Raw genomic sequence first — 24,031 nt, 5'->3', positions numbered from 1 at the left:
GCCGGGTCACCGCCACTCCGGATCGGACGGCGTTGCGTGCTGTCCAGACTCCACAGGGCTTCCGCCGCGCCGTGCTGGAGCGGGCACACGAGAATCCCGGAACGACTGATGTCTCCGACGATGCCGGCCTGGTCGAGCTGCTCGGGCGGCCGGTCCACGTCGTGCCCGGGCATCCGGACGCGTTCAAGATCACTCGCCCGCTCGATCTCGTGCTCGCCGAGGCAGTGCTGTCGGCCAAGGCCACGCTGTGACGCCGCGGGTCGGCGTCGGTACCGACGTCCACCGGATCGAACCCGGGCGGCCGTGCTGGGTCGCCGGGCTGCTCTGGCCGGACGAGCCGGCCGGCTGTGTGGGTCACTCCGACGGCGACGTCGCCGCGCACGCCATTTGCGACGCGCTGCTGTCCGCGTGCGGGCTCGGTGACCTCGGCGCCGTGTTCGGTACGGACCGGCCGGAGTGGTCCGGAGCATCGGGTGTGGCGCTGCTGACGGAGACCGCCAGTCGTAGCCGTCGTGGGTGCGCGGATCGGGCTCGGCGTCGTCGCGGCCTGCGGGGAGGATGCGTGGGTTGCCGGCGGGTAGTGCATCGACGAGCCGGTGGCGCTCTTACTTGCGCAGCCGCAGGCCCTGCATGCCGCCGTCGACGGCGATCGAGGTGCCGGTGACGGAACCTGATGCGGGGCCGGCGAGATAGGCGATGGCCGCGGCGATGTCCTCGGGCGGCACCAGGCGGCCGGTGGGCTGGCGGGCCTCGAGCGCGGCGCGTTCCGCGACGGGATCGGGTGCGGCGGCCAGCAGCCGCTGCACCCAGGGTGTGTCGGCGGTGCCGGGGTTGACGCAGTTGACCCGGATGCCCTCGGCGATGTGGTCGGCGGCCATGGCCTGGGTGAGCGACAGGACCGCACCCTTGGTGGCGCTGTAGAGGGCGCGCTGCGGTAACCCGGCGGTGGCGGCGATGGAGCAGACGTTGACGATGGAGGCGCGCGACGACCGGCGCAGCCAGGGCAGCGCCGCTCGGGACACCCGGACCATGCCGACGACGTTGACGTCGAAGACGCGGTGCCATTCGGCGTCGTCGTTGTCCTCGATGGTGCCGGCCGCGCCGACGCCGGCGTTGTTGACGACGACGTCCACGCCACCCAGCCGGTCGGCGGCGGTGGCGACGGCGGCGTGCACGGCGGCGTCGTCGGTGACGTCGCACTCGATCGCCAGCAGCGGGTCGGGTGCGCCCTCGGTGGAGCGGTCCAGTACGGCGACCGTGGCGCCCGAGTGTGCCAGCAGCGTCGCCGTGGCCAGCCCGATACCCGCCCCACCCCCGGTGACCAGTGCTGTCAGGCCGTCGAAGTCGCCCATCCGTTGCCTCCGCTCCCCGAGTGCTCTATGGCGCGATACATCCTATGTCATGGCCGCTGGCTGTGGTGCTGGCCGCGATTCATGACAGACTTGGCGCACAGACATCGGATGTTCAATGCTTCGTGCCGCCGGGCAGAAGGGCAGACATGAGCCAGATCACCGCACTGGAGACCGTCGACCTCCGCTTCCCGACGTCGCGCTTCCTCGACGGCTCCGACGCGATGAATCCCGACCCCGACTACTCCGCGGCCTACGCCATCCTGCGCACCGACGACGACGGCCCGGACGGCCACGGGTTCGTGTTCACCATCGGTCGTGGCAACGACGTGCAGGTGGCGGCCATCGAGGCGCTGCGACCGTTCCTCGTCGGACGCGAGGTGGAGCCGATGCTCGCCGACCTCGGCGAAGCATGGCGGCGCCTGGTGCACGACTCGCAGCTGCGCTGGCTCGGTCCGGAGAAGGGCGTCATGCACATGGCCATCGGCGCCGTCGTCAACGCGCTGTGGGACCTGCGCGCCCGTCGCGAGGGCAAACCGCTGTGGCAACTGTTGTCGGAGCTGTCGCCGGACGAGATCGTCGGCCTGGTCGACTTCCGGTACCTCACCGACGCCCTGGACCCGGCCGAGGCGCTGGATTTGCTCCGGGCTGCCGAGCCGGGACGCGCGCAACGCATCGCCGACCTCGTCGAGCACGGTTACCCGGCCTACACCACCACGCCGGGCTGGCTGGGTTACGACGACGCCAAGCTCGCCCGGCTGACCCGCGAGGCCGTCGCGGACGGGTTCACCCAGATCAAGCTGAAGGTGGGCGGCGACCTCACCGACGATGTGCGGCGGCTGGGCATCGCCCGCGAGATCTGCGGCCCGGACGTACGCATCGCCGTCGACGCCAACCAGCGCTGGGACGTCGACGAAGCGGTGCGCTGGGTCAAGGAACTCGAGGCGTTCGACCCGTGGTGGGTCGAGGAGCCCACCAGCCCCGACGACGTTCTCGGACACGCCGCGATCGCCGAGCGCATCGCGCCGGTGCGGGTGGCCACCGGCGAGCACGTGGCCAACCGGGTCGTCTTCAAGCAGCTGCTGCAGGCACGCGGCACCGGGTTCGTCCAGATCGACGCGACCCGGGTTGCGGGCGTCAACGAGAACATCGCGATCCTGCTGCTGGCGGCGAAGTTCGGGGTGCCGGTCTGCCCGCACGCCGGCGGGGTCGGGCTGTGCGAGGCCGTCCAGCACCTCGCGATGTTCGACTATGTCGCGGTCAGCGGCACCACTACCGACCGCGTCATCGAATACGTCGACCACCTGCACGAACACTTCAGCGACCCGGTCCGGATCGAGCGCGGCCGGTACCTGGCGCCGCAACGTCCCGGTGCCAGCACCGAGATCCTGGCGCCGACGCTGGCGGCGCACCGGTTCCCGGACGGCGCCGTCTGGGCGTGAGCCGGTCAGCCGGAGCCGGCCGTCCGGGTCTGGTCGCTGCTGGACGGCCAGCCCCGGCCACGCTCGAGCAGCGGCCGGAACGGCAGGACGACCGGCGCGCGCAGCACCGTCACGGACACCATCAGCGCCAGCAGGCCGAGCGCCCAGCCGCCGGGGATGTCGCTGAGCCAGTGGTAGTCGAGTGTCGTCATGAGCCCGCCGGTGACGAACACCCCGGCCGCGGCCAGCCAGCAGTAGCGGCGGAACCGGACCGGGTCGGGCTTCAGGCCGTGCGCCCCGAAGAGCACGATGACCAGCAGGAACCAGGTGAGTGTGGCGTTGGCGGTGTGCCCGGACGGAAACGCCTGCCCGACACCGTGCAGGACGTCCTGGCCGCTGGCCGGCGGAGTGCGCCCCAGGCCGAACTTGATCCAGTACCCGACGAAGAACACCGTGGCCAGGCCGGCGCCGATGGCGATGAGCGGGCGCAGCCGCCGCTTCTTGTACGCCACGAAGAGCCCGACGCTGGCGATGATGGGCAAGGTGTAGAGCCGCTGACCGCCGAGGCTGGCCAGCGAGTCGAGCAGCGACCGCGTCACACCGCCGGGCTGCCGGGCGTCGACGTAGACGTGCACGTCCCAGTCCCAGGCAACGAACGGGCCGCGGGCGACAACCTGCCAGGTCATGAGGCCGAGCAGCGCGGCCACGGCGAGCCCCACCGGCACCGACGGCACCCACCACGGCCACTGCCGCCGAGGGGCGGGGCGATCGGGCTCGGTCACGAGGGCCTGCTCCGTCGGAGGCGTCGGGGAGGTGTGTTCTGCGGCCATGGTCACTGGCCATTGTCCCCTATCGACCGCCCGGGAACCGAACGCGGTTGCGATCGGTCGTGGGCGTGTACGGCCTCGGCCACGCAGGACGCCGCCGAGTGGCTACCCTTGTCCGGTGAGTCTTCGTCTGTACGACAGCGCCAGCAGTGAGATCCGCGACTTCGTCCCGGTCGTTCCGGGCAAGGTCGGGATCTACCACTGTGGGCTGACCGTGCAGGGCCCGCCGCACATCGGCCACATCCGCAAAGAGGTGGTCTTCGACGTGCTGCGCCGCTGGTTCGAACACAACGGCTACGAAGTCACCATCGTGGCCAACGTGACCGACATCGAGGACAAGATCCTGGCGAAGTCGGCCGAGGCGGGCCAGCCGTGGTGGGCGTGGGCGTACGAGAACGAACGGGCGCTCGACGCGGCGTACGAGGTCCTCGGCTGCCTGCCGGCCACCTACCAGCCGCGCGCCACCGGCCACATCCCGGAGATGATCGAGCTCATGGAGGTGCTGATCGAGCGCGGCCACGCCTATGCCGCGGCGGACACCTCCGGCGACGTGTATTTCGACGTACGGTCGTGGCCGTCGTACGGCGAGCTGTCCGGCCAGAAGATCGACGAGATGGAGCCCGCGGCCGACGCCGACCCGCGGGGCAAGCGCGACCCACGCGACTTCGCGCTGTGGAAGGGGCACAAGCCGGGCGAGCCGCGCAGCGCGTCCTGGCCCACGCCGTTCGGCCGCGGCCGGCCGGGCTGGCACCTGGAGTGCTCGGCCATGGCCGCCAAGTACCTGGGGCCGGAGTTCGACATCCACGGTGGCGGCATCGACCTGCGCTTCCCGCACCACGAGAACGAGTTGGCGCAGTCCCGCGCGGCCGGTCAGGCGTTCGCCCGGTTCTGGATGCACAACGCCTGGGTCACCACGTCGGGCGAGAAGATGAGCAAGTCGCTGGGGAACTCCATGTTGGTCGCCGACGTCGTCCAGCGGGTACGGCCCATCGAGCTGCGCTACTACTTGGTCGCGCCGCACTACCGCAGCCACATCGAGTTCTCCGAGAGCGCGCTGGAGGAGGCGGCAGCGGCGTTCCGGCGCATCGAGGGCTATGTGGTGCGCGCCTCCGAGGTCACCACCAACGTCGCGCCGGCGCCCGACGTGCCGGCCGCGTTCCGGGCGGCCATGGACGACGACGTGTCGGTGCCGCAGGCGCTGGCGGTGCTCTTCGAGACCGTGCGCGAGGGCAACACCCTGCTGGCTTCCGGTGAGCGGGTGGAACTGCGCGCCAATCTGGCCTCGGTGCGGGCGATGCTCGGGGTGCTCGGCCTCGACCCGCTGGCCGATCCGTGGCTGGGCCTCGACACCGTCGGCAGCTCCGGCGACCGGCTGCGCGGCGTCGTCGATGCCCTGGTGCAGACGGTGCTCGACCAGCGCCAGCGGGCCCGCGAGGGCAGGGACTTCGCCACCGCCGACCTGCTGCGCGACCGGCTGAAGGCCGCCGGCATCGTCGTCGAGGACAACCCCGACGGCACCCGCTGGGAGCTGGCTGATGCCGACGCCCCGACGAACCAGGAGAGTGGACGCTGATGGCGGGCAACTCGCAGCGCCGCGGCGCCATGCGCAAGACCGGCACCAAGAAGGGCATGGTGGTCGGCTCCGGCGGGCAGCGGCGCAAGGGGCTCAAGGGCAAGGGGCCGACGCCTCGCGCGGAGGAGCGCCCCGGTCATCCGGCGGCGCGCCGGGCCAAGAAGGCGGCGGCTGACAGCTCCGGGACGGCGGCGCGGCGCGGCGGCGCCGGTACCGGCAGGCCCGGCGCGGCCGAGACGGTGGCCGGTCGGAACGCCGTCGTCGAGGCGCTGCGCGCGGAAGTGCCGGTCAAGGCGCTCTACGTGGCCGAACGGGTCGACAGCGACGACCGCATCCGCGAGATCCTCAAGATCGCGGCCGCTCGCGGGCTGCCGTTGCTGGAGGCTCCCCGGTCCGAGCTCGACAAGGTCACCGCTGGCGCGGTGCACCAGGGTGTCGCGCTGGCGCTGCCGCCGTACGAGTACGCCGATCCCGTCGATCTCGTGGAAGCCGCGCACGAGTCCGACCGCCCGCCGCTGATCGTCGCGCTCGACGGCGTCACCGACCCGCGCAACCTCGGCGCCGTCGTCCGCTCCGCGGGCGCGTTCGGGGCGCACGGCGTCGTCGTGCCGGAGCGGCGCAGCGCCGGCATGACCGCGGGTGCGTGGAAGACCTCCGCCGGCGCGGCCGCGCGGGTGCCGGTGGCCCGGGCCACCAACCTGGCCCGGACCCTGCGTGCCTATCAGGACGCCGGGTTGTTCGTGGTCGGGCTGGACGGCTCCGGCGACACCGAGCTCGGCGACGTCGAAGTGCTCGACCAGCCGCTGTGCCTGGTGGTCGGGTCCGAGGCCGCCGGCATGTCGCGCATCGTCACCGAGACGTGCGACCTCGTGGCCCGGATCCCCATCGCCAGCGACGTCGAGTCACTCAACGCGGGTGTCGCGGCCGGCGTGGCGCTCTACGAGATCACCCGGGCCCGCGGTGGTGGCGCGTCACGGTAGGCTGTCGCACGCCGGTCGGGGTGTGACGCGGGCCACCGTTCCGCAGCTCTCGTAGGTGATCGGCGTGTCCTGACGACCTACGCCGCGCCGGGCGATCCTCGGCCGGCGCGAGCCGTGGAGGTACCCCGACCGTGCCCGTCGAGCGCATGCTGCCCACCCCTGAGGCCGCCGATCTGATCGGGCTGGTCCGAGACCTCGCCGAGCGCGAGCTGCGTCCACGGGCCGACGCCGCGGAGGACGCCGGCGAGTACCCGCGCGACCTCGTCCGCATGCTGGGTCGCATCGGCCTGTTGGGGCTGCCTTACGAGGAGGCGCTGGGCGGAGGGGCGCAGCCGTACGAGGTCTACCTGCAGGTGCTGGAGGAGCTGGCCGAACGGTGGGCCACGGTGGCGCTGAGCGTCAGCGTGCACACCCTCTCCTGCTGGCCGCTGGCCACCCACGGCACGGCGGAGCAGCGCAAACGGTGGCTGCCGGACATGATCGGCGGCGAGCTGCTGGGCGCCTACTGCCTGTCGGAACCGCAGGCCGGCTCCGACGCCGCGGCGCTCACCACCAGGGCGGTCCGCGACGGCGACGGCTACCGGCTCACCGGTACGAAGGCCTGGATCACCCACGGGGGTGTGGCCGACTTCTACACCGTGTTCGCCCGCACGTCCGACGACGGCGCCGCTGGCATCTCGTGCTTCCTCGTCCCGGCCGACGCGCCGGGGCTGTCGTTCGGCGCACCGGAACGCAAGCTGGGTCTCACCGGGTCACCCACGACACTCCTGCACCTCGACGACGTCCTGGTGCCGGAGGAACGCCGCATCGGCGCCGAGGGGCACGGCTTTCCACTCGCCCTGGAGGCATTGAACTCAGGGCGGCTGGGGGTCGCGGCCGTCGCCACGGGGCTGGCGCAGGCCGCGCTGTCGGCCGCCGCGTCGTATGCCGGCGAGCGCGAGCAGTTCGGCCAGCCGATCATCCGGCACCAGGGCCTCGGCTTCCTGCTGGCCGACATGGCCGCCGCGGTCGAGAGTGCCCGGGCGCTGTACATCGTGGCTGCTCGCCGCCGGGACGCCAGTTTGCCGTTCCGCCACCATGCCAGCGTCGCGAAGCTGGTGGCCACCGACAACGCCATGCGGGTCGCCACCGACGCCGTCCAGGTGCTGGGTGGCGCCGGCTACACCCGTGACTTCCCGGTCGAGCGATTCTTCCGCGAGGCCAAGGTGATGCAGATCTTCGAAGGCACCAACCAGATCCAGCGCATGGTCATCGCCCGTACCCTGGGCTCGGAGACGTGAGACGGGTCGAGCGCCGCAACGCCACCTTCCAGCAGTGGCAGGCGCTGCTGACGAACCGCTCCAAGCGCAACGCCGCCGGTGAGCTGATCGTCCAGGGCGTGCGTCCCATCACCGTGGCCGCAGAGGCCGGGGTCGCCTTCCGGTCGCTGTTGTTCGACGGGCGGCCGCGGCCGTCGGCGTGGGCGCGCGCGTTGCTGGCATCCGGGATCGCACCCGTGATCGAGGTGGCGCCCGACCTGCTGGCGGAGCTGGGCGAGCGCTCCGACGGCGCGCCGGAACTGGTCGCGGTGGTGCAGCGCCCCGACGACGACCTCGCGCGCCTGCCGGACCGGCCCGACGCCCTGGTGGTGGTCTTCGACCGGCCGGGGAGCCCGGGGAACATCGGCTCGCTGGCCCGGTCCGTGGACGCGTTGGGTGCGCACGCCCTGGTGACGACCGGGCACGCGGCGGACGCGTGGGATCCGGCGTCGGTGCGGGCCAGCACCGGCTCCGTCTTCGCCGTCCCCATCGTCCGGTTGAGTTCTCATGCGCCGCTGCTCGGCTGGGTGGCCGAGCGGCGCCGGGCCGGAGTGCCGCTGACGATCGTCGGGACCGACGAGTCCGGCACCGTCGACCTGCCCGACACCCCGCTGACCGGCCCTACCGTCGTGGTGGTCGGCAATGAGACCGCGGGAATGAGCGAGGCGTGGCGCCGATCCTGCGACGTGGTGGCGCGCATCCCGATGGGTGGCAGGGCCAGCTCACTGAATGCGGCCGCGGCCGGGACGGTGGTGCTGTACGAGGCGTCGCGCCAGCGCGCTCAGCGGTCGTCGTCCGTATAGGCCAGGGTCAGCCGGCTCCCCGCGGTGCCGACCCGGACGGCGGTCAGCACGCCGAGGAGGACGATCCCGACCCCGGCCAGCTCCGCCGCCTCCTCGGTCACCATCGCCAGATGCCGCCACAGGTAGCCGGCACCCGACTCGGTGAGCAGGACGTGCACCACCTCCATGCCCAGCGCTCCCGCGATCGCGGTGGCGAGGCCGGCGACGATCAGCCGGCGGGGCCGGGCCGGGACGGCCCGGAACGCCGGAACCAGGACGAGCAGCGAGGCGGCCAACGCCGCGGCGGCCGGGATCGTCCACCCCAGCCGGGCCAGCAGCGAATCGGTGTCGAACACCGCGACGGACCAGCGGGCGCCACGTTCGTGCAGGGAGACGGCCTCGTCGAGGGAGAGGAGTGCGAAGACGGCGGCCAGGAGCAGCCAGGCTCGCGCCTCACGGTTGCGGCCCGCCAGCCGCCTGGCCAGCCAGGACGCCGTCGTCGCCGCCACACCGGACAGGGCCAGGAGCGCCGCGGTCCACCAGCTGGCCAGTGAGCGTTCGGTGCCGGCATTCACCAGCGACAGGACGTCGGTCACCGCCCGGTTGTCGGGGCGGAGCTGGGTCTGCACCGTGACGCTGGCGAGATGCAGGGTCATGATGACGACGAAAACCACGAGCAGAACCCTGCCGACCGCGAACCGGGCATCGTCCGCCGCTGGCGCGGGGACGAACCGGAGGCGGCCGGCAGGGTGTGCCATGAACGGACGGTAGCAGCCAGGTGTCCGTTCGGTGTCGAGGCGCGCTATACCGCGTGGACCAGGGCGTCCGTGTCCGCGGGGGGCTCGTCGGCCGTACTGGGGGCCGCTTCACCGCCTTCTCCGGCCGGAGCTTCCTGCGTGGCCGGCGGCTGGAAGCGGCGGAACAGCACCACGCCCGCTACGGCGAAGGCGAGCATGGCCACCGAGCCGACACCTGCCACCACGTTCAGGCCGTTCATGAAGGCGTCCCGGGCCGTGTCCAGCAGCGGCACCGCGATCTCGGCCGGCAGTGACGGCGCGGCGGCGACGGCACCGGCCAGCGTGTCCTCGGCGGTGGCCGCGACGTCGGCCGGTGTGCCGGCCGGTGCGGTGAAGCCGGAGCGGTAGATCGCGGTGCCCAGGCTGCCCAGGACGGCGATGCCCAGGGCGATGCCGAACTCGCCGCTGGTCTCGGAGACCGACGCGGCCGAGCCGGCCTTCTCCGGCGGGGCCGAGCCCACGACGATGTCGGCGGTGAGCGCGGCGCCCGGGCCCAGGCCCACCATCGCGACCATCAGGCCGGCAATGATCAGTCCGAGCCCGCCGGTGGCCCCGGCCTGGGTCATCACGGCCAGGCCGAGCCCGGCCAGTGCCATCCCCCCGCCGATGACCCAGCCCGCGCCGATCCGCTGGCTCAGAGCGGGGCCGAACATCGTCCCGCCGATCATCGCGACGGCCGGCGGCACCAGCCAGAGTCCGGCGTGCAGCGGGGACAGTCCCTCGACCAGCTGCAGGTACTGGCTGACGAAGAGGAACATCCCGCCCATCGCGAATCCGCCGACGGAGAAGATGCCCAGGGCCGAGGAGAACCGCCGGTTGGTGAACAGCCGCAGGTCCAGCAGCGGGTCGGACAGCCGCAGTTGACGGCGGACGAACGCGGCGCCCACGGCGACGCCGACCGCGATGGCGCCGAGCGACGTGGTGGACAGGCCGTCCTTCGCCAGTTCCTTCAGGCCGTAAATGACCGGCAGGATGGTGCACAGAGAAAGCGCGACGCTGGCCAGGTCCAGGCGGCCGGCATCCGGGTTCTTGTGCTCGGGCAGCAGCACGGGGCCGGTGGCCAGCAGGAGCAGCATGACGGGCACGCCCAGGAGGAACACCGAGCCCCACCAGAACGCCTCCAGCAGCATTCCGCCGACGGCCGGGCCGAGGGCGGTGCCGCCCATGAAGCAGCTCATCCACACCGCGATCGCGACGCCGCGCTGCTTGGGGTTGGCGAACATGTTGCTGATCAGGCCCAGGGTCGACGGCATGAGGGTGGCGCCGGCGATGCCCAGCAGGGTGCGGGTGGCGATCAGCATCTCCGGGCTGGTGGAGTACGCGGCTAGCACCGAAGCGGCGGCGAAGAACACCGCGCCGGTCATCAGCAGCTTCCGCCGGCCGATCCGGTCACCGAGCGTTCCCATGGTGATCAGGAAACCGGCGACCATGAAGCCGTAAATGTCGGTGATCCAGAGCAGCTGGGTGCTGGTGGGCTGCAGATCCGCGGCCAGGTGCGGCAGCGCGAGGTACAGCACGCTCATGTCGAGGGCGAGCAGCAGGGTGGGCAGGGCCAGCACGGCGAGCCCGATCCACTCGCGCTTGCCGGCGCGGGCCTCGGGAGCCGCGGACGGGGAAGTGATCACGGGAGTACCTCTCTCGATGGCTGTGTTGCCTGAGACGTCGCCGCCGCCGTCGCGTCCTCGACATCAACGACACATCAATGGATGTGACCTACGTCACAGCGATGTCGTGAGAGGGTGTGATCCGTGAAGTACCTGATGCTCATCTACAACAACCCCGGCGCCGGACCCGACCCGGATCCCGAGGGCCGGCTGCAGGGGCACGTCACCCTGTTCCAGGAACTGAAGGCGGACGGCGCGGTGCTCAGCTCGGCCGCACTGCGAGACCCGTCGGCGGCCACCACGGTGCGCATGCCGCAGCGGGGCGGACCGGCTACCGTCACCGACGGGCCGTTCCTCGAAGCAAAGGAGCTGCTGGCCGGGTACTACCTGGTGGAGTGCGAGTCGCTGGAGGAAGCAACCGAGATCGCCGGGCGCATACCCTGCGGTGTCGGCGGCGCGGTCGAGATCCGTCCGGTGGACGAGGACGTCACCCAGGCCGTACGCGGCGACACTCCGCATCGGCTCGGCTGACCGCAACGGCTACTGGAGGTCGTTCCAGGGAATGCGGAACGGCTGGGTGGCGTCTGGCTCGGCGGCGGTCCCGCCCAGGATGGCCAGCTCGTCCGGCTTGTGCCGCAGCACCGTGTCGACGTAGTCGCGGGTGGCCTCCTCCAGGCCGACGTCGCGACCCAGCTGCTCGGACAGGTACCAGCGGTGCTCGAGCACCTCGTGGTAGATCTCCGGCCCTTCGAGTTTGCCTCGCAGGTCGCGGGGGATCGTGCGCAGTACGGGCTCGTAGCCGTCGAGCACCCAGGCGTTGGCGACGATCTCCTCGTCCTCACCCTGCTGGTCGGTGACGGCGGCATAGGTGTCGAGGTCGTTGAGCAGCCGGCGCGCCTGGTTCTCCTGCGCGTCGATGCCGGTGAGCCGCAGCAGCCGGCGCGAGTGGTGGCCGGGGTCGACCACCTTCGGCTGCACCCGGATGGTCCGTCCGCCGATGTCGGTGACGATGTCGAGTTCGTCGACGTCGAAGCCTAGCTCGTTGAGCCGCTCGACCCGGCGGGCGATGCGCCAGCGTTCGTTGACGTCGAACGCCTCCCACTCGGTGAGCTCGGTCCACAGCGCCTCGTACCGTTCGACCACCTGGTCGCTGACGCCGATGGGGTCGATGGTCTCGTCCAGCTGCCCGGCGGCGAGCAGGTCCATCATCTCGCCGGCGATGTTGGTGCGGGCGGTGTCGAGGTCGTGGGCGCGCTGCCCGTCGCTGAGGCTGTTGTGCAGCTCGCCGGTCTCGGCGTCGACGAGGTACGCGGCGAACGCACCGGCGTCGCGGCGGAACAGCGTGTTGGACAGCGAGCAGTCGCCCCAGTAGAAGCCGGTGAGGTGCAGCCGGGCGATCAACACGACCAGGGCGTCGATGAGACGGTCGACGGTGTCGCGGCGCATCATGCGGGCGAACAGCGCCCGGTACGGCAGCGAGAACTGCAGGTGCCGGGTGACGAGGATGGAGTCGAGCGAGCTGCCGTCGGGCGCCTCGCGGCCGCTGACCACGCCGACGGCCTTGACCGCCGGGACGTCCAGGCGAGTCAGGTCGCGCAGCATCTGGTACTCGCGGTCGGCGAACGGCTTGACGATCTCCTTCAGGGCGTAGACCCTGCCGCCGAGGCGGGTGAAGCGCACGACGTGCCGGGAGATGCCGCGGGGGAGGGCCACCAGGTACCACTCGGGCCACTGCTCCAGCGGCATGTCCCACGGGAGGTCGAGCAGGGCCTGCTGCTCGCGGGGCGCGGCGAGGATCCGGAGCTCCATGCCGACAATTGTCCCGCACCGCGGCCGCGGCCGGCGTTGGTGATCGAGGAGAGAAACGATCAGCTCCCGGCCGAGAACGGCCGGGAGCTGATCGTCGACGTGCTGGCGAGCCTGAGGTCAGGCCTCGAGACGCTCACCGGTCTTGATCGAGAAGAAGTGCTCGGTGCCGGGCTGGACGGTGAAGGTGATCTTGTCGCCCTTCTGCGGCGCGTTGCGCGGCTCGACCCGGGCGATGACCTGATCGCTGCGCAGCCGGTCGCTCTGCTCGTCCGCGGCCGGGCCGGCGGGACGGCCGTAGACGTAGGCCTCGGAACCGAGCTCTTCGACGACGTCCACCAGCACCGGGATGCCGCCGACGTCCTCGCTCGAACCCGGGATCAGGGACTCCGGCCGGATGCCGATGACCACCGTAGACGAGCCCTCGGCCGCCACCTGCGAGCTGATGGAGTTCGGGATGGCGATGTCGGCGTCACCGAGCTTCGCGCGGCCGTCGGCGACGTCGAAGGTGGCGATGTTCATGGCCGGCGAGCCGATGAAGCCGGCGACGAACACGTTGGCCGGCTTGTCGTACAGCCGCAGCGGGCTGTCCACCTGCTGCAGCAGGCCGTCCTTGAGCACCGCGACCCGGTCACCCATGGTCATGGCCTCGATCTGGTCGTGCGTGACGTAGACGGTGGTGATGCCGAGGCGGCGCTGCAGCGACGCGATCTGGGTACGCGTGGACACGCGCAGCTTGGCGTCCAGGTTGGACAGCGGCTCGTCCATGAGGAACACCTGCGGCTCACGCACGATGGCGCGGCCCATGGCGACACGCTGACGCTGACCACCGGAGAGGGCCTTCGGCTTGCGGTCGAGGTACTCGCTGAGGTCGAGCAGCTTGGCGGCGTCGGCGACGCGGCGGCGAATCTCGTCCTTGGAGACGCCGGCGATCTTCAGGGCGAAGCCCATGTTGTCGGCGACGGTCATGTGCGGGTACAGCGCGTAGTTCTGGAACACCATCGCGATGTCGCGGTCCTTGGGCGGCATGTGCGTGACATCGCGGTCGCCGATGCGGATGGCGCCGCCGTCGACCTCTTCGAGGCCGGCGAGCATGCGCAGGCTGGTGGACTTACCGCAACCGGACGGCCCGACGAGGACCAGGAACTCCCCGTCCTCGATGGCCAGGTCGAGACTGTCGACCGCTGGCTTGTCGGTACCCGGGTAGATCCGGGTTGCCTTGTCGTACGTGACCGTAGCCATCGTGTTTCCCTTCACCGGCAGGTACGTGCCGGACGATCCGTTGTGAAGTGGACGGAGTATTCAGTTGGCCCGCAGGTTTCCACCGGGTTGCGGGTGTTACGAGACACTATATGGTGAGCCACGGCACGTCACCTGGGGGTGACGCAGCTCACGCCGCACGATCCGCTTGCCGTGACCCGCCGTGGGTGTGACGCACCGCCGGTGGACCGGGATCAACCGGGTCGAACCGTCCGTCGTGCGTACGGATCCCTTTCCTGAACGGCCGTTTGGCCGTACGGTTCAAAGGCACCAGGTGTACTCCCTGCCGGCGAGGAGGCCCCGATGCGCATCTCTGACATCATCCGGAGCAAGGGCAAGGCCGTGGTCACCGTGCCGCCCGACACCGACGTACGCGGACTGCTCGCCGTGCTGGCGGAGAACCGCATCGGCGCGGTGGTCGTGTCGTCCGACGGCAGCACCATCGGCGGCATCGTCTCCGAGCGCGACATCGTGCGTGCCCTGGCGGCGCGTGGGGCGGCCGTTCTGTCCGAGCCGGTGTCGGCCATCATGACGTCGGAGGTCCAGACCTGCGTGCGAGGCGCCCACGTCGACGAGCTCGCCGCGGCCATGACCGAGGGGCGGTTCCGGCACATGCCGGTGGTGTCCGACGACGGCCAGCTGGACGGCATCGTCAGCATCGGCGACGTCGTGAAGATCCGCATCACCGAGCTCGAGGTCGAGCGCGACTCCCTCTCCTCCTACATCCGTGCGGCGGCCACCTGACGGGCGCCGGGTGCGTCGGCTCGCGGTCGCCTTCACGGAATGCCGGGAAGTGCCGTGAGTCAATTCACCGGATGGGTAGAGTGGCTAGCGGTAAACCCGTCAAAAGGGAAACCATCTGGTGAAGCGTCAACTGCGTGGTGGGGGAAACGTCGGTGCGCCGATTGTCCGGTCTTGTCGTCATTGCCGTTCTTTTTCCCTTGGCTGCGTGCTCCGGCGATGATGCGCCGGCTTCCCCTTCGGACTCGCCGGAATCGTCCACGGCCGGTGGCGCAACAGTGGTGCGAGTACCCGACGACGCGCCCACCATCGGTGCGGCGGTCGACCAGGTCGCGGCCGGCGGCATGGTGCTCATCTCGCCCGGCACCTACACCGAGGCGGTGGTCGTCGACACCCCCGACGTCACCATCCGCGGCACCGACCGCAACGCCGTCGTCGTCGACGGCGAGGGGGAGCGCGCCATCGGGATTCTCGGCGTGGCCGACGGCGTGCGGGTGCAGAACCTGACCACGGTGCGCAACACCCTGGCGGGGGTGCTGATCTCCGGCGTGCACGACGCGGAGGGCAACGTTGCGGGCGACATCTACTCCGGCGAGGACCCTGAGGACGAACTGCTGCAGCGCTACGAGGTGCGCAACGTCACCGCCAGCAACAACGGCCTCTACGGCATCTACGCGTTCCACGCCCAGCACGGCTCGATCGTCGACAGTTACGCGTCCGGCGGTGCGGACTCCGGGTTCTACCTCGGGCAGTGCGTGGACTGCGACGCCGTCGTCGCCGGCAACGTCGCGGAGCGCAACGCCGTCGGGTTCGAGAACGCCAACGCCAGCGGTGCAGTCCTGATCACGGGCAACCGGTTCTCCGGCAACCGCATCGGCCTGACGCTGACCACGGACTATCAGGAGGCGTTCGTCCCGCAGCGCGACAACCTCGTCGTCGGCAACGTCGTCACCGACAACGTCCAGGCGGACTCGCCGGCGCAGGCCGAGGGCGGGTTCGGCATCGGCATCGGGATCGCCGGCGGACAAGGGAACGTCATCGAGCGCAACCTGATCGGCGGCAACACCACGGCCGGCAGCCTGCTCTCCGGGGCCGAGGACGTTCCGGCGCTGGACAACGAGTTCCGGTCCAACGCCTTCGCGGGCAACGGTACGGACGTGCTGGACGCGTCGAGCGAGCGGACGCCGTCGTCGGGGACCTGCCTGATCGACAACGGCTCGCCCTCGGTCGCGCCGGACGCGTTGGCCGCCGCGGTCTGCCCGGCCGGAACGCCGTCCGCGCCCGGGGTGCAGTTCGAGGCTCCGGCCGCGCCACCGGGGGTGCCGTACCTCGAGGTGACCATGCCGGGTGACCAGCCGGGCCTGGACGGCGACCTGGAGGCGGTACCGGACCCGCTGCCGGACACGCCAGAACGGCCCGCGGTCGACGACCTCCCGGTCCCGGACGCATCCCTACTGGCCGACCGCTCGTCATTGTGAGGGCAAGGCTGTGACATCGGACCGGCCGGTCATCGTCCGATCGGTCGATCTTTCCTGACCTTTGCCGCGAAAACGGTCATTGCGGTGATTGTCGGGGGCGGGTCGACATGCGCGGCAGGGTCATTTCTGCGAATCTGTTCCGGGCCGATTCCGGCCCGGGCGGATTGCATGCGTTTCGCCGGTCGAACGCATTCCTGAATGTGGTGGTCCTCGGACCGCCATGGCCGGTCGTGGGGACCGCCTGAAATCAAACCCGCGGCCGGGGTGGTCACATGCCCTCGTGACCGACGTCGGAGGGCCCGGCGCTCCAGCCCGGAGTGCCGGGCCCTCCGCACGCCGTTGGACAATGGACACCTGATGCCGACACAGACCCGGGCCTGGACCATCTGGGGCGTCGGCGTATCCGCATACATCGTGGCGGTGCTGCACCGCACCTCGTTCGGGGTGTCCGGGCTCGATGCCGTCGACCGGTTCGACCTCTCCGCCAGCGTGCTGGCGTCGTTCGTCGTCCTGCAGCTGCTCGTCTATGCCGGGTTGCAGATCCCGATCGGCCTGCTGCTGGACCGGATCGGCGGACGACAGCTGGTCGTGGCCGGCGCCCTGCTGATGGCAGCCGGTCAGGTGACGCTGGCGCTGGCCGAATCGGTGCCGATGGCCGCCGCTGGGCGGGTGCTCGTCGGCACCGGCGACGCCATGACCTTCGTAAGCGTGCTGCGCATCGTCGCCGCCTGGTTCCCGCCCGGGCGGGTGCCGCTGATGACGCAGCTCACCGGGCTGGTCGGACAGGCCGGCCAGGTGCTCTCCGCGGTGCCGTTCGTGGCGGTGCTGCACACGTTCGGGTGGAGCCCGGCGTTCGGGTCGGCGGCCGCGCTCGGCGTGCTGGTCGGGGTGATCGCACTGGTGGCCCTGCGCGACTCGCCGTCGCCGCAGGCCGGACCCCTGCAGGACGGCTCGTCGCGGCACCTCGGGCAGGACCTGGTGACGGCGTGGCGGCACCCCGGCACACGGCTCGGCCTGTGGGCGCACTTCACCACGCAGTTCTCCGGCGCCGTCTTCGCGCTGCTGTGGGGGTTCCCGTTCCTGGTCTCGGCCGAGGGGATGTCCACGTCGTTCGCCGGGGCGATGCTGACCCTCACCGTCGTCTTCGGCGTGATCGCCGGCCCGCTGATCGGCGTCATGGTGCAGCGGCACCCGCTGCGGCGATCGTGGCTGGTGCTCGGAGTCGTCGGCGCGAATGCCGGCGCCTGGACGGCGGTCCTGCTCTGGCCGGGGCAGGCGCCGGCCTGGCTGCTCGTGCTGCTCGTCATGTCGTTGGCGCTCGGCGGGCCCGGTTCGATGATCGGGTTCGACTTCGCCCGCACCTTCAACCCGCCCAACCGGCTCGGCACCGCCACGGGCATCGTCAACGTCGGCGGCTTCATGGCCTCGCTGCTGACCATCCTCGCGATCGGCCTCGTGCTCGACGCCCGCACCGGCGGGTCCAGCGCATACGCGCTCGACGACTTCCGGGTCGCGATGTGTGTGCAGTACGTGGTCTGGGCGGTCGGGCTGGTCGGCATCCTGCGGTCGCGGCGGCGAGTGCGGCGGCGGATGGCCGAGCACGGCGTCGTCGTCCCACCCATCCGTGACGTCCTCGCCGCCCGCCGCCGGCGCCGCCGATCCTGACGGTAGCCGTCACCGGCGGCCATTGGCCGCTGGCGTCCACATCGTGCGGTGTGGCTGGCCGCTTCTTTCGCGGCTATGTGAGGAGTTGGACGGCGAGGGCGACGATCATGCCGCCGCCGAAGAGAACGAGGAAGCCGCCCGAGAGCCCCGTGAGCCACGGGAGGATGCGGTCCATGCGGGCGAGAGCGCATCTTGAGCCGAGGACGACAGCGACGAACACGTCCCAGACCAGGACGATGGAGAACATCCAGGTGCCGTAGAGCACGAGCGTCAACGGTGCGGCGGCATTGACTGCGGTGGCGAGGCTGACGTAGAACAGCGCGTTCTTGGGGTTCAGCAACCCGGAGGCGATACCGAGTCCGAAGTTCCTCAGCCACGTCGTGCGCTGGGCGCCCGGGCCTTGATCGAGGTCGATCCGCGCTCGTGATCTGAGGAACGCGACACCGACGAAGATCAGGAAACTACCGCCGGCGAGCTGGAGCGCGTCGAGCAGCGCCGGGTGCGAGACGAGTGAGACGCCGGAGAACGCGGCAGCGATGAAGATCCCGTTCGCGATGGCGATGCCGAGGCACGCGCCGGTGGCGTTGCGCCAGCCGCTGGTCATCGCGGTGCGGGCGATGAGGAAGAAGTCGACGCCGGGGATCAGCAGTGCCAGGAAGTGCGCGATGGCGACGGCGACGAACTGCTCCATGTCTCCCCTCGATGCGTGACGATGAACCCGTCAAGCATCGAGCGCGGCCCCGCCGGGATCTTGTACGTTCTTGCAGTCAGCCCCGGTACGTGCCAGGTGAGGCGGCGACGTGTGCGCGGAAGACGCGGTGGAAGTGGCTCTGGTCGGTGAATCCCAGCGCGTGAGCGGTCTCGGCGATGGGCCGACCCCCTCGGAGCATGCGTCGAGCCTGGACGATGCGGGCATTCTGCCGCCAGGCCAGCGGGGAGAGCCCGGTGGCACGTCGCATCGCACGGACGAGCTGGTACTTCGTCATGCCGACCATGCCGGCCAGTTCGCTCAGCGCTGGATTCGACTCGTCGTGGCGAAGCCGACGCATGACCGGGGCGAGACGGGCGAGCAGCTCCGGGTCGGCATCACTCGCTGCGAAATGCGCCGGTGACGCGGCTTCGATCTCGGCGAACAGGGCGGTGAACTGCGCCTCGATCGGTTCGCGGGCCTCGTCGGTGAAGATCGCGTCGTTCAGCACGCTGACCCGCTGGTGCAGGTCGGGGCGGCGCAGCACTCTGATCCCGTCGAACTGGCGACTCGCCTCCTGGCGCGGTGCGAGTGAGACCGCCCAGTTCTGATCCATGTGGACCATCTGGTACAGCCAACGGCCCGCGTCCGGATTGCAGGCATGAACCTGACCGACCGGGATGACGACGACGTCACCGGGTTCCAGGCGGATCGTGCCGTCGAGCGGGCCAGTGAGCACCGAGGTTCCCGCGTCGATCACGCCGATCGAGAACGAGTCGTGGGTATGCGGCCGGTAGCAGAGGTTCTCCTGGCACGATCGCCGGGCCTCCAGATGAGGCAGCGCGGCACTGCGCCAGAACTCCGCCACACGACCACCTCCGCCGGCTCGCTACACCACGTGCCACTGGTGCCTATGGTGTGGTCCTGGGCTACTCGGCTCAACCCCGAGATCACTGCTTGTGCAGGTGGAGCCCGAAGTCGGATTCGAACCGACGACCTACCGCTTACAAGGCGGTTGCTCTGACCAGCTGAGCTATTCGGGCGGGAGAGGAAACGGTACCCGAGCGGGTACCGTCCCTCCAACCAGTGGCGTCAGACGACGGCGCCGTAGTTCGGATCCTCCCGGTCGCGCTTGTCGGCCTTCTTCGGTTCGGGCGGCGGCGCGGGCTTCTTGCGTTCCAACACGACCGCCAGCGGCGAGGCGGTGAAGTTCGACGAGTAGGTGCCGATCACGATGCCCAGCACCAGCGCGAGCGCGAAGTCCGACAGCGAGTCACCGCCCAGGAACAGCAGCGAGAGCAGAATGAACAACGTGCTGACACCGGTGTTGACCGACCGCGGCAGGGTGTTGAGGATCGCCGTGTTGGTGACTTGGGCGAAGTCCTCGTCCTCCTTGCGGGTCCAGGTTTCGCGGATGCGGTCGAAGACGACGACGGAGTCGTTCACCGTGTAGCCGATGATCGTCAGGATCGCGGCCAGGAACATGCCGTCCAGCGGCTTGCCGATCCAGGCGAAGATGCCGACGGTGATGATGACGTTCTGGAACAGTGCGACGACCGCGCCGGTACTGAAGGTCCAGCGGAACCGGATGGCGAGATACGTCAGCTGGGCGATCAGCGCGACGCCCAGCGCGATGAGCGCGTTGCGGCGCAGCTCGTCGCCGAGGCTCGGACCGACCAGCTCGTCGCGGATCAGCTCGGAGCCGCCGCCGGCGTCGCCGAGCGCCTCGATGACGGCGGCGGCCTCGTCGTCGCTCATGTCGCTGGCCCGGACGGTGATGTCGTCGTCGCCGGACTCCTGGACGATCGCCGTCGGGAAACCGGCGTCGGCGACCACCGTGCGAGCGTCGTCGACGTCGAGCTGCTCGGTCGTGGACACCTCGACCAGCCGGCCGCCGGTGAACTCGATGCCGTACTCGAGGCCGCGCAGGAAGATGCCGCTGCCGGCGATCACGACTGCGAGAGCCGACACGATAAGCCACCGGGCCGGGCGGGCCATGAGGTTCGGATTGCGGCGGCGCAGCCACAGCCGCACCCGGCCGTGTTTGGCCAGGCCGCTGGCGTTCGGGTGGTTGCGCATCCACGTCCGGTCGGCGAGCCACTCGCACAGCACGCGGCTGAGGACCAGCGCGGACAGCAGCGAGGCGAGCACACCGATGGTCAGCGTGACACCGAATCCGCGCACCGGCCCGGACGCGAGGAAGAACAGCAGCGCCGCGGCGAGCAGAGTGGTGATGTTGGAGTCGGCGATGGCCGAGAGCGCGTTCTTGAAACCACTGCGGACCGCGCCGCGCAGGCTCTTCGTCCTGCCGTCGACGAAGTCCTCACGTGCTCGTTCGAAGATCAGCACGTTGGCGTCGACGGCCATGCCGATGGCCAGTACGAAGCCGGCCAGGCCGGGCAGCGTCAGGGTGGCACCGAGCGCGCTGAGCGCGGCGTAGGACATCAGGGCGTAGCCGATCAACGCCATGATGGCCATGACGCCGATCAGCCGGTAGGTGACGGCGATGAAGACGGCCGTCAGGGCCATGCCGATGATGGCGGCCCAGGCGCTTGCCTCGATGGCCTCGTCGCCCAGGGTCGGGCCGATGACGCGCTGCTCGATGACCTCGACGGGGACGGGGAGCGCGCCGCCCTCGATCAGGGCGGCGAGGTCCTTCGCCTCCTCCTCGTCGAAGTCGCCGGTGATCTCGGTCTGGCCGCCGCGGATACCGACGCCGCAGGGCACCCCGCTGGTGACGTTGGGCGAGGAGATGACCTCGTTGTCCAGCACGATGGCGATCCGCCGCCGCGGGTCGCCCTCGGGCTGGCAGGCGGCGTCGCTGGTCAGCTGCGCCCAGGTGCTGCCGCCGCTGCCGCTGAAGTCGATGGTGACGAGCCAGCCGCGCTGCGGGTCGAAGAGAGCGTCCGCGCCGTCGATCTCTTCACCGGTCATCGCCGACTGGGCCAGGACCAGCGGCTGCCCCGACTCGTCGGGCAGCACGATCTGACCCTCGGCCCCGGGCGTCTCGGGCGCCGGGGTCTCGGTGGGGGCGGGTGTCTCGGCAGGTGGCGGCGTCGCACCAGCGGCCTCGACGTCGGTGCCGGTGTCGCCCTGGGGTGTCGCCGGTTCGATCGCACCGCCGGCGGCGCCTTCCGTCTCCGCCGCGCCGGGCGTGGCCTCCGGTGCCGGCGTCTCGGCCGGAGCGTCCGGTGCCGGCGTCTCGGCCGGGGCGTCCGTCGGCGGAGTGAGGCCGGAGGTGTCGTAGCCCAGGACGGCGTGGATGTTCAGCTGGGCGGTCTGGCCGAGCGCCTCGGAGGCCTCGCGGGGGTCGGAGACGCCCGGCAGTTCGACGATGATGCGCCGGTCGCCGGATCGGCTCAGTGACGGTTCGGAGACGCCGAGGGCGTCGACCCGGCGCCGCAGCACCTCCAGCGCCCGGTCGGTGGACTCCGAGTTCGCATCGACGGTGTCCGTGTCCTGTGTCTCCAGGACGATCTGGGCGCCGCCTTCCAGGTCGAGCCCGAGGTTGGGGCTACTGGTCAGGGTGACGAACCCGGCCCCGGCGAGCACGAGGACAGAGGCGACGACGCGGACGACGCGACTGCCGCCTGGGCTCTCCTGGCCGCGACGCCTGGCCCGAAAGCGGAACAGGTTGTACGTCGCGAGGACGAGGGCCGTGGCCGCGAGGACCAGGTAGAGAGCGGACATGCGATCCACAGTGGGTCTCCAGGAGACATGCCCGGCGGCCGAACAGGCGCGCGACCAGGCGAGGGACGACAGCGATGGCAGGGAGAGCGTCTACTGCCGGTGCGCCGGCGGCCCGCGGTCGGGGTCCGTGGCTGCCCAGGCGGACTCGACGGTGGCGGCGTCGCCGCGGCCCGCCCCGGTGTCCAGGGTGAACAGGTCGAGCGGGTTGACCTCGGTGCCGGACGACCCGGGCGGCGCATAGCCCAGCTTTCCGGTCGGTGCGGCGGGTGGGGCGACGGCGTCGCCGCGCTCCTCGGCGCCGACAGCGGACGGTTCCGCCGGTGGCGTGGCGTGGCGGGCCTCGACAGCGTGCCCACGCGGCTGTGCGGCGGGGTTTGCCGAGGTCGGCAATGCGGCCGCGAGCAGCATCAGCGCACCCGACAACACCATCAGGACGCCGGAGTACAAGACGGCCAGCAGTGGCCTCGTCCCGGGGAGCAGGCGTCGCCCGGACCGCCGACCGGTCACGGCTCCGACCTCCCTCCGACAGGTGTCCCGCGAATCGGCGCCCACCTTACCCGTGCGAACGGCGGCGTACGATGGGGTGGACCGGTACCTGTCAGGAAGAAGTGGCCACATGCCCAACATCGGTACACCTGAGCTGATCATCGGGCTCATCGTCGTGTTCCTGCTCTTCGGTGCCAAGCGGATGCCGGACATGGCCCGCGGCATCGGCCAGTCGCTGCGGATCTTCAAGACCGAGATGCAGCAGCCGAAGGCCACCGAGGCCGCAACTCCACCGGCACCCACCGCGGCCGACGCCCAGCCGGCCCAGCCGGCCGATTCGGCGCCGCCGGCCCAGCCGGCTGCCCCGGCGGAGCCGCAGCCACGGCCGGCTCAGTAGTCCCGGTCACCACGGGGAGTCCGCGGCTCACCGGCTGAGGACGGCCTCGTGGGCCACCGTGACCTGGACGGCGTCGCCGCCGGTCAGGGTGCGGTCCGCGAGTTCGCCACGCCGACCCCGGTCAGCGCGAGCGAGCGCAGCCGCAGTCGCCCACCACGGACCTCCACGACGACCTCGACACCATCGCCGGCCCGTTCCTGGGTGACAGTGCCCCAGGCGTGGGGTGCAGCCCTTGGCCGGGCGGTTCATGACTTCCCAGTCGCGCAGGTCACCGCGGCCGCCGAGGGAGACGGTCGCCGTGCCGATGCCGCCGAGTGGGAGGGCGATGCGCAGCGAGTGGTCGGCGTCGTAGCGGCGAAGGACCGGCCAGGCGGTCATGGAGGTTCCCTGATCACGGTGGAACGGCGCAGCTCTGCGCGCGGGCTCAGCGTCGCCGTCCACCCAACGTGCAACGACGTTTCATATCAACGGGTGGTAGGTCGCGTCGAGATGACGACGGCGATGGTCTTGCGCCCGTCGGGGCGCTGAACGGTGTGCACATCGGTCTGGCCGAGCCGGGCCAGCTGCACCTCGACGTCCGCGATCTGTGCCGCAGTGATGCCGTGGCCGGGCCGGGCGAGCAGCCGCTCGGCCAGCAGCAGCCGGCCGCCGGGCGCGAGCTTCCTGGTCAGCGTGGCCAGCCCGGCGTCGCGGTCGTTCCAGTGGTGCATGGACATGATGGAGTAGACGACGGTGAACGTCCCGTCGTCGAAGGGGACGTCCTCCGCGCCGGCCGCCCGGACGTCCGCGCCGGGCACCCGCTTGGACACCATGGCGACGAACGTCTCGGACGGATCCACCGCGGCCATCTGCTCCGGTCCGACCGTCCTGGCGGCCAGCTCGACCGCCGCGCCAGGGCCGCAGCCGACCTCCAGCACCCGGTCGTGCGCAGTCAGCTCCGCGACGTCCACCACGATGCGGTTGGATGCCGGGTTGCGGTTGAACAAGGCGTAGAAGCGCGATGCGATCGCGCCGAAGCCGCTCATCCGCCGCAGCCTACAGCCGCCGCCGCCCCGAAAGTGATCACGTTCGGGGCGGCCGAGGCCATCTTCTCCGCCGAGGGCGGGAATGGCTGGAGTTCTCCCGCTTCACCAGGGATGCTTGCCTGGTGAAGCGGGAGAACACCTGGTGGTGTGCCCACCGCGGATCC

General features: G+C 70.9%; 22 protein-coding genes, 1 tRNA gene and 2 pseudogenes. 12 read left to right on the top strand and 13 right to left on the bottom strand.

Going from position 1 to position 24,031, the window contains the following annotated elements:
- Positions 1-5: 5 nt before the first annotated feature.
- Positions 6-251, top strand: a pseudogene (locus JIAGA_RS32030) (IspD/TarI family cytidylyltransferase); the annotation flags it as partial.
- A pseudogene (locus JIAGA_RS36280) lies at positions 248-499 on the top strand (2-C-methyl-D-erythritol 2,4-cyclodiphosphate synthase); the annotation flags it as partial. The pseudogenes JIAGA_RS32030 and JIAGA_RS36280, both read left to right, overlap by 4 nt.
- A gap of 106 nt (positions 500-605) precedes the next feature.
- On the opposite strand, the gene JIAGA_RS0124015 reads toward JIAGA_RS36280, so the two are convergent.
- Positions 606-1,352, bottom strand: a complete 747-nt coding sequence (locus JIAGA_RS0124015) for an SDR family NAD(P)-dependent oxidoreductase (RefSeq protein WP_026877625.1) — start codon at positions 1,350-1,352, stop codon at positions 606-608.
- A gap of 146 nt (positions 1,353-1,498) precedes the next feature.
- Here JIAGA_RS0124015 and JIAGA_RS0124010 point away from each other — a divergent pair, with 146 nt between their 5' ends.
- Entirely contained in the window at positions 1,499-2,791 is a 1,293-nt protein-coding gene (locus JIAGA_RS0124010) for an L-fuconate dehydratase (RefSeq protein WP_026877624.1), read from the top strand.
- A 5-nt stretch (positions 2,792-2,796) separates the two neighbouring features.
- Here JIAGA_RS0124010 and JIAGA_RS33470 read toward each other — a convergent pair whose 3' ends face one another.
- Complete coding sequence (locus tag JIAGA_RS33470) at positions 2,797-3,552, bottom strand: phosphatase PAP2 family protein (RefSeq protein ID WP_169738931.1); 756 nt, start codon at positions 3,550-3,552, stop codon at positions 2,797-2,799.
- Positions 3,553-3,715: 163 nt separating this feature from the next.
- On the opposite strand from JIAGA_RS33470, the gene cysS reads away from it, so the two are divergent.
- The 4 genes from cysS to JIAGA_RS0123985 all read left to right on the top strand — a co-directional run bounded on the left by cysS (position 3,716) and on the right by JIAGA_RS0123985 (position 8,251).
- A complete protein-coding gene (cysS, locus tag JIAGA_RS32020) occupies positions 3,716-5,170 on the top strand; it encodes a cysteine--tRNA ligase (protein ID WP_051426452.1) in 1,455 nt (484 codons plus the stop codon).
- The gene (rlmB, locus tag JIAGA_RS0123995; protein WP_026877623.1) at positions 5,170-6,150 is read left to right on the top strand and encodes a 23S rRNA (guanosine(2251)-2'-O)-methyltransferase RlmB; all 981 of its coding nucleotides are present in this window, start codon (positions 5,170-5,172) and stop codon (positions 6,148-6,150) included. Before cysS ends, rlmB begins: the two co-directional genes overlap by 1 nt.
- 131 nt (positions 6,151-6,281) lie before the next feature.
- Complete coding sequence (locus JIAGA_RS0123990) at positions 6,282-7,430, top strand: acyl-CoA dehydrogenase family protein (protein WP_026877622.1); 1,149 nt, start codon at positions 6,282-6,284, stop codon at positions 7,428-7,430.
- Positions 7,427-8,251: a TrmH family RNA methyltransferase gene (locus JIAGA_RS0123985; protein WP_026877621.1), complete on the top strand. Its 825-nt coding sequence runs from the start codon at positions 7,427-7,429 to the stop codon at positions 8,249-8,251. The genes JIAGA_RS0123990 and JIAGA_RS0123985 overlap by 4 nt, the downstream gene beginning before the upstream one ends.
- On the opposite strand, the gene JIAGA_RS34810 is transcribed toward JIAGA_RS0123985, so the two are convergent.
- Positions 8,230-8,988, bottom strand: coding sequence for a hypothetical protein (locus JIAGA_RS34810; protein ID WP_026877620.1), 759 nt, complete (start codon positions 8,986-8,988; stop codon positions 8,230-8,232). The genes JIAGA_RS0123985 and JIAGA_RS34810 overlap by 22 nt on opposite strands.
- Before the next feature lie 44 nt (positions 8,989-9,032).
- Positions 9,033-10,652: an MFS transporter gene (locus JIAGA_RS32015; protein ID WP_245597233.1), complete on the bottom strand. Its 1,620-nt coding sequence runs from the start codon at positions 10,650-10,652 to the stop codon at positions 9,033-9,035.
- A gap of 123 nt (positions 10,653-10,775) precedes the next feature.
- Between JIAGA_RS32015 and JIAGA_RS32010 the strand changes: the two genes are divergently transcribed.
- A complete protein-coding gene (locus JIAGA_RS32010; RefSeq protein ID WP_051426451.1) occupies positions 10,776-11,162 on the top strand; it encodes a YciI family protein in 387 nt (128 codons plus the stop codon).
- 9 nt (positions 11,163-11,171) lie between these two features.
- Here JIAGA_RS32010 and JIAGA_RS0123965 read toward each other — a convergent pair whose 3' ends face one another.
- Positions 11,172-12,440: a DUF4032 domain-containing protein gene (locus tag JIAGA_RS0123965; protein ID WP_026877619.1), complete on the bottom strand. Its 1,269-nt coding sequence runs from the start codon at positions 12,438-12,440 to the stop codon at positions 11,172-11,174.
- A gap of 117 nt (positions 12,441-12,557) precedes the next feature.
- Complete coding sequence (locus JIAGA_RS0123960) at positions 12,558-13,679, bottom strand: ABC transporter ATP-binding protein (RefSeq protein ID WP_026877618.1); 1,122 nt, start codon at positions 13,677-13,679, stop codon at positions 12,558-12,560.
- A 321-nt stretch (positions 13,680-14,000) separates the two neighbouring features.
- Between JIAGA_RS0123960 and JIAGA_RS0123955 the strand changes: the two genes are divergently transcribed.
- The 3 genes from JIAGA_RS0123955 (at position 14,001) to JIAGA_RS0123945 (ending at position 17,581) form a co-directional block, all read left to right on the top strand.
- Positions 14,001-14,441: a CBS domain-containing protein gene (locus tag JIAGA_RS0123955; RefSeq protein WP_026877617.1), complete on the top strand. Its 441-nt coding sequence runs from the start codon at positions 14,001-14,003 to the stop codon at positions 14,439-14,441.
- Positions 14,442-14,716: 275 nt separating this feature from the next.
- Complete coding sequence (locus tag JIAGA_RS0123950; RefSeq protein ID WP_051426450.1) at positions 14,717-15,916, top strand: right-handed parallel beta-helix repeat-containing protein; 1,200 nt, start codon at positions 14,717-14,719, stop codon at positions 15,914-15,916.
- Between the two features lie 357 nt (positions 15,917-16,273).
- Complete coding sequence (locus JIAGA_RS0123945; RefSeq protein ID WP_035812916.1) at positions 16,274-17,581, top strand: MFS transporter; 1,308 nt, start codon at positions 16,274-16,276, stop codon at positions 17,579-17,581.
- 73 nt (positions 17,582-17,654) lie between these two features.
- On the opposite strand, the gene JIAGA_RS0123940 is transcribed toward JIAGA_RS0123945, so the two are convergent.
- The 5 genes from JIAGA_RS0123940 to JIAGA_RS0123920 form a co-directional block, all read right to left on the bottom strand.
- Complete coding sequence (locus JIAGA_RS0123940) at positions 17,655-18,272, bottom strand: LysE family translocator (protein WP_026877614.1); 618 nt, start codon at positions 18,270-18,272, stop codon at positions 17,655-17,657.
- A 76-nt stretch (positions 18,273-18,348) separates the two neighbouring features.
- A complete protein-coding gene (locus JIAGA_RS0123935) occupies positions 18,349-19,137 on the bottom strand; it encodes a helix-turn-helix transcriptional regulator (RefSeq protein ID WP_026877613.1) in 789 nt (262 codons plus the stop codon).
- Positions 19,138-19,235: 98 nt separating this feature from the next.
- Positions 19,236-19,312: transfer RNA gene (locus tag JIAGA_RS0123930), tRNA-Thr, on the bottom strand.
- Positions 19,313-19,361: 49 nt separating this feature from the next.
- Positions 19,362-21,959: a protein translocase subunit SecD gene (gene secD, locus JIAGA_RS32005; protein WP_157553470.1), complete on the bottom strand. Its 2,598-nt coding sequence runs from the start codon at positions 21,957-21,959 to the stop codon at positions 19,362-19,364.
- A 90-nt stretch (positions 21,960-22,049) separates the two neighbouring features.
- The gene (locus JIAGA_RS0123920) at positions 22,050-22,466 is read right to left on the bottom strand and encodes a hypothetical protein (RefSeq protein ID WP_157553468.1); all 417 of its coding nucleotides are present in this window, start codon (positions 22,464-22,466) and stop codon (positions 22,050-22,052) included.
- 109 nt (positions 22,467-22,575) lie between these two features.
- On the opposite strand from JIAGA_RS0123920, the gene JIAGA_RS0123915 reads away from it, so the two are divergent.
- Entirely contained in the window at positions 22,576-22,842 is a 267-nt protein-coding gene (locus tag JIAGA_RS0123915; RefSeq protein ID WP_026877611.1) for a twin-arginine translocase TatA/TatE family subunit, read from the top strand.
- 27 nt (positions 22,843-22,869) lie between these two features.
- On the opposite strand, the gene JIAGA_RS0123910 is transcribed toward JIAGA_RS0123915, so the two are convergent.
- Both JIAGA_RS0123910 and JIAGA_RS33465 read right to left on the bottom strand, forming a co-directional pair.
- On the bottom strand, positions 22,870-23,220 hold the full coding sequence (locus tag JIAGA_RS0123910; protein ID WP_026877610.1) for a hypothetical protein: 351 nt from the start codon (positions 23,218-23,220) through the stop codon (positions 22,870-22,872).
- Between the two features lie 86 nt (positions 23,221-23,306).
- Complete coding sequence (locus tag JIAGA_RS33465; protein WP_051426449.1) at positions 23,307-23,867, bottom strand: class I SAM-dependent methyltransferase; 561 nt, start codon at positions 23,865-23,867, stop codon at positions 23,307-23,309.
- Positions 23,868-24,031: the final 164 nt, after the last annotated feature.

It is taken from the genome of Jiangella gansuensis DSM 44835, from assembly GCF_000515395.1.
In the GTDB taxonomy this organism is placed as follows: domain Bacteria; phylum Actinomycetota; class Actinomycetes; order Jiangellales; family Jiangellaceae; genus Jiangella; species Jiangella gansuensis.
This window is presented reverse-complemented; position numbering and strand designations above follow the sequence as displayed.

Bases quoted from the DNA above. Each gene is read 5' to 3' on its own strand.
- rlmB (WP_026877623.1), top strand. From the start codon at position 5,170: ATGGCGGGCAACTCGCAGCGCCGCGGCGCCATGCGCAAGACCGGCACC.
- JIAGA_RS34810 (WP_026877620.1), bottom strand. From the start codon at position 8,988: ATGGCACACCCTGCCGGCCGCCTCCGGTTCGTCCCCGCGCCAGCGGCG.
- JIAGA_RS0123915 (WP_026877611.1), top strand. From the start codon at position 22,576: ATGCCCAACATCGGTACACCTGAGCTGATCATCGGGCTCATCGTCGTG.
- JIAGA_RS0124010 (WP_026877624.1), top strand. From the start codon at position 1,499: ATGAGCCAGATCACCGCACTGGAGACCGTCGACCTCCGCTTCCCGACG.
- JIAGA_RS0123940 (WP_026877614.1), bottom strand. From the start codon at position 18,272: ATGGAGCAGTTCGTCGCCGTCGCCATCGCGCACTTCCTGGCACTGCTG.
- JIAGA_RS0124015 (WP_026877625.1), bottom strand. From the start codon at position 1,352: ATGGGCGACTTCGACGGCCTGACAGCACTGGTCACCGGGGGTGGGGCG.
- JIAGA_RS0123955 (WP_026877617.1), top strand. From the start codon at position 14,001: ATGCGCATCTCTGACATCATCCGGAGCAAGGGCAAGGCCGTGGTCACC.
- JIAGA_RS0123910 (WP_026877610.1), bottom strand. From the start codon at position 23,220: ATGACCGCCTGGCCGGTCCTTCGCCGCTACGACGCCGACCACTCGCTG.
- secD (WP_157553470.1), bottom strand. From the start codon at position 21,959: ATGTCCGCTCTCTACCTGGTCCTCGCGGCCACGGCCCTCGTCCTCGCG.
- JIAGA_RS0123945 (WP_035812916.1), top strand. From the start codon at position 16,274: ATGCCGACACAGACCCGGGCCTGGACCATCTGGGGCGTCGGCGTATCC.
- JIAGA_RS33465 (WP_051426449.1), bottom strand. From the start codon at position 23,867: ATGAGCGGCTTCGGCGCGATCGCATCGCGCTTCTACGCCTTGTTCAAC.
- JIAGA_RS0123960 (WP_026877618.1), bottom strand. From the start codon at position 13,679: ATGGCTACGGTCACGTACGACAAGGCAACCCGGATCTACCCGGGTACC.
- JIAGA_RS0123965 (WP_026877619.1), bottom strand. From the start codon at position 12,440: ATGGAGCTCCGGATCCTCGCCGCGCCCCGCGAGCAGCAGGCCCTGCTC.